Genomic DNA, 4,138 nt, shown 5'->3' on the forward strand with positions numbered 1-4,138 from the left:
AATTTAAAAGTCTGGCGGCACCCTACTCTCACATGGGTAATACCCACACTACCATCGGCACTACGGCGTTTCACTTCTGAGTTCGGCATGGGGTCAGGTGGGACCACCGCGCTATTACCGCCAGACATATCCTGTACTCTTTTCAATTAGCTACATTATCTCATATCTGCACTAATCTCTCAATCCGGAACAAACTGTTATTTCAACTTTTATACTATCAATCGCATAATCCCAAAACAACTCCGAGTTGTAAGGTTAAGACTCTCGGTTCATTAGTATCAGTTAGCTCAATGTATCACTACACTTACACACCTGACCTATCTACGTCTTAGTCTCAAACGGACCTTACTGAATCTCTTCAGGGAAAACTCATCTCGAGGCTAGTTTCGTACTTAGATGCTTTCAGCACTTATCTATTCCGCACGTAGCTACCGGGCAATGCAATTGGCATCACAACCCGAACACCAGCGGTGCGTTCACTTCGGTCCTCTCGTACTAGAAGCAAACCCTCTCAATTTTCCTACGCCCATGGCAGATAGGGACCGAACTGTCTCACGACGTTCTAAACCCAGCTCGCGTACCACTTTAAACGGCGAACAGCCGTACCCTTGGGACCTACTTCAGCCCCAGGATGTGATGAGCCGACATCGAGGTGCCAAACACCGCCGTCGATATGAACTCTTGGGCGGTATCAGCCTGTTATCCCCGGAGTACCTTTTATCCGTTGAGCGATGGCCCTTCCATTCAGAACCACCGGATCACTATGACCTACTTTCGTACCTGCTCGAGCCGTCACTCTCGCAGTCAAGCTAGCTTTTGCCATTGCACTAACCTCCTGATGTCCGACCAGGATTAGCTAACCTTCGTGCTCCTCCGTTACTCTTTGGGAGGAGACCGCCCCAGTCAAACTACCCACCAGACAGTGTCCCTTACCTCGATTCAGAAGTATAGGTTAGAACATCAAACATTAAAGGGTGGTATTTCAAGGTCGACTCCACACACACTGGCGTGCATGCTTCTTTGTCTCCCACCTATCCTACACATTAAGGCTCAATGTTCACTGTCAAGCTATAGTAAAGGTTCACGGGGTCTTTCCGTCTTGCCACGGGTACACCGCATCTTCACGGCAATTTCAATTTCACTGAGTCTCGGGTGGAGACAGCCTGGCCATCATTACGCCATTCGTGCAGGTCGGAACTTACCCGACAAGGAATTTCGCTACCTTAGGACCGTTATAGTTACGGCCGCCGTTTACTGGGGCTTCGATCAAGAGCTTCTGCTTACGCATAACCCCATCAATTAACCTTCCAGCACCGGGCAGGCGTCACACCGTATACGTCCACTTTCGTGTTTGCACAGTGCTGTGTTTTTATTAAACAGTTGCAGCCAGCTGGTATCTTCGACTGACTTCACCTACATCCGCTTGGGACTTCAATTACCATCAGCGTGCCTTCTCCCGAAGTTACGGCACCATTTTGCCTAGTTCCTTCACCCGAGTTCTCTCAAGCGCCTGAGTATTCTCTACCTGACCACCTGTGTCGGTTTCGGGTACGATTAACTATAACCTGAAGCTTAGAGGTTTTTCCTGGAAGCAGGGCATCAATTACTTCACTGCCTTAGCAGCTCGTCATCACACCTCAGCGTTTCAGTGACCGGATTTGCCTAATCACACGCCTACATGCTTAACCCACCATCCAATAGGTGGTAAACCTAGCCTTCTTCGTCACCCCATCGCAGTTATAGCCAGTACGGGAATATTAACCCGTTTCCCATCAGATACGCCCTTCGGCCTCTCCTTAGGGGTCGACTCACCCTGCCCCGATTAACGTTGGACAGGAACCCTTGGTCTTCCGGCGAGCGGGCTTTTCACCCGCTTTATCGTTACTTATGTCAGCATTCGCACTTCTGATACCTCCAGCATGCCTCACAACACACCTTCTACGGCTTACAGAACGCTCCCCTACCCAACACACTTACGTGCACTGCCGCAGCTTCGGTGCATAGTTTTAGCCCCGTTACATCTTCCGCGCAGGCCGACTCGACTAGTGAGCTATTACGCTTTCTTTAAATGATGGCTGCTTCTAAGCCAACATCCTAGCTGTCTAAGCCTTCCCACTTCGTTTCCCACTTAACTATGACTTTGGGACCTTAGCTGGCGGTCTGGGTTGTTTCCCTCTTCACGACGAACGTTAGCACCCGCCGTGTGTCTCCCATGATTAAACTTGTCAGTATTCGGAGTTTGCATCGGGTTGGTAAGCCGGGATGGCCCCCTAGCCGAAACAGTGCTCTACCCCCAACAGTTACTCATGAGGCGCTACCTAAATAGCTTTCGGGGAGAACCAGCTATCTCCCGGTTTGATTGGCCTTTCACCCCCAGCCACAGGTCATCCGCTAATTTTTCAACATTAGTCGGTTCGGTCCTCCAGTTAGTGTTAACCAACCTTCAACCTGCCCATGGCTAGATCACCGGGTTTCGGGTCTATACCCTGCAACTTAACGCACAGTTAATACTCGGTTTCCCTTCGGCTCCCCTATTCGGTTAACCTTGCTACAGAATATAAGTCGCTGACCCATTATACAAAAGGTACGCAGTCACTACTACCCAACGGTAACAGCTCCCACTGATTGTACGTACACGGTTTCAGGGTCTATTTCACTCCCCTCCCGGGGTTCTTTTCGCCTTTCCCTCACGGTACTGGTTCACTATCGGTCAATCAGGAGTATTTAGCCTTGGAGGATGGTCCCCCCTTCTTCAGACAGGATATCACGTGTCCCGCCCTACTCTATAAGCTTCCACATATCGCACCTTCGTGTACGGGACTTTCACCCTCTATCGTGCGACTTTCCAGACGCTTCCACTAATACTATATGCTACCCGCTTGGGCTACTCCCCTTTCGCTCGCCGCTACTCAGGGAATCTCGGTTGATTTCTTTTCCTCGGGGTACTTAGATGTTTCAGTTCTCCCGGTTCGCCTCATATGACTATGGATTCACCATATGATAGTGTAGTCTCCTACACTGGGTTTCCCCATTCGGACATCGACGGCTATAGCGCTTTTTATCAGCTCACCGTCGCTTTTCGCAGATTAACACGTCCTTCTTCGCCTCTGATTGCCTAGGCATCCACCGTGTACGCTTAATTTCTTAACCTTACAACTCACAGTTGTCTTGGTTTTAATTACGCTTTTTTCTCTTTCTTAATGACTCACCTCTACCAATTCGCCTCAACTAAAAATTATCACTAACTTTTAATTACACGTCTCAATAAAAGCTTTTCATAAGAACGAGAACTCGTTTCTTTCAGCTTGTTCCTAATTGTTAAAGAGCTTTATCTTTCTATTCACTCACTATTATACCTAAGCAAATACAAAGATAATTTTTTCGAGAAATAACTTCATCACTTGTTATGGCGTCCCCTAGGGGATTCGAACCCCTGTTACCGCCGTGAAAGGGCGATGTCCTAGGCCTCTAGACGAAGGGGACTAATTATTTCTCTTCTAAACAAACAATCTGTGTGAACACTTACGAGCTCTTCGTAAGGAGGTGATCCAACCGCAGGTTCCCCTACGGTTACCTTGTTACGACTTCACCCCAGTCATGAACCACACCGTGGTAAACGCCCTCCCGAAGGTTAAGCTATCTACTTCTGGTGCAACCCACTCCCATGGTGTGACGGGCGGTGTGTACAAGGCCCGGGAACGTATTCACCGTGACATTCTGATTCACGATTACTAGCGATTCCGACTTCATGGAGTCGAGTTGCAGACTCCAATCCGGACTTAGACGTACTTTATGAGGTCCGCTTACTCTCGCGAGGTCGCCTCCCTTTGTATACGCCATTGTAGCACGTGTGTAGCCCTGGTCGTAAGGGCCATGATGACTTGACGTCGTCCCCACCTTCCTCCGCTTTATCAACGGCAGTCTCCTTTGAGTTCCCGGCCTAACCGATGGCAACAAAGGATAAGGGTTGCGCTCGTTGCGGGACTTAACCCAACATTTCACAACACGAGCTGACGACAGCCATGCAGCACCTGTCTCACAGTTCCCGAAGGCACTCTCATATCTCTACAAGATTCTGTGGATGTCAAGACCAGGTAAGGTTCTTCGCGTTGCATCGAATTAAACCACATGCTCCACC

Annotated in this window: 1 tRNA gene and 3 rRNA genes; all 4 read right to left on the minus strand. The window is 49.2% G+C overall.

Annotated features, from left to right (window positions below):
* Window positions 1-9: 9 nt before the first annotated feature.
* Window positions 10-125, minus strand: a 5S ribosomal RNA gene (gene rrf, locus A9G24_RS10825).
* 126 nt (window positions 126-251) lie between these two features.
* Window positions 252-3,150, minus strand: a 23S ribosomal RNA gene (locus A9G24_RS10830).
* Window positions 3,151-3,407: 257 nt separating this feature from the next.
* Window positions 3,408-3,483, minus strand: a tRNA-Glu gene (locus A9G24_RS10835).
* A gap of 53 nt (window positions 3,484-3,536) precedes the next feature.
* Window positions 3,537-4,138, minus strand: a 16S ribosomal RNA gene (locus A9G24_RS10840); the annotation flags it as partial.

Source organism: Gilliamella sp. App6-5 (assembly GCF_001690525.1).
In the GTDB taxonomy this organism is placed as follows: domain Bacteria; phylum Pseudomonadota; class Gammaproteobacteria; order Enterobacterales; family Orbaceae; genus Gilliamella; species Gilliamella apicola_H.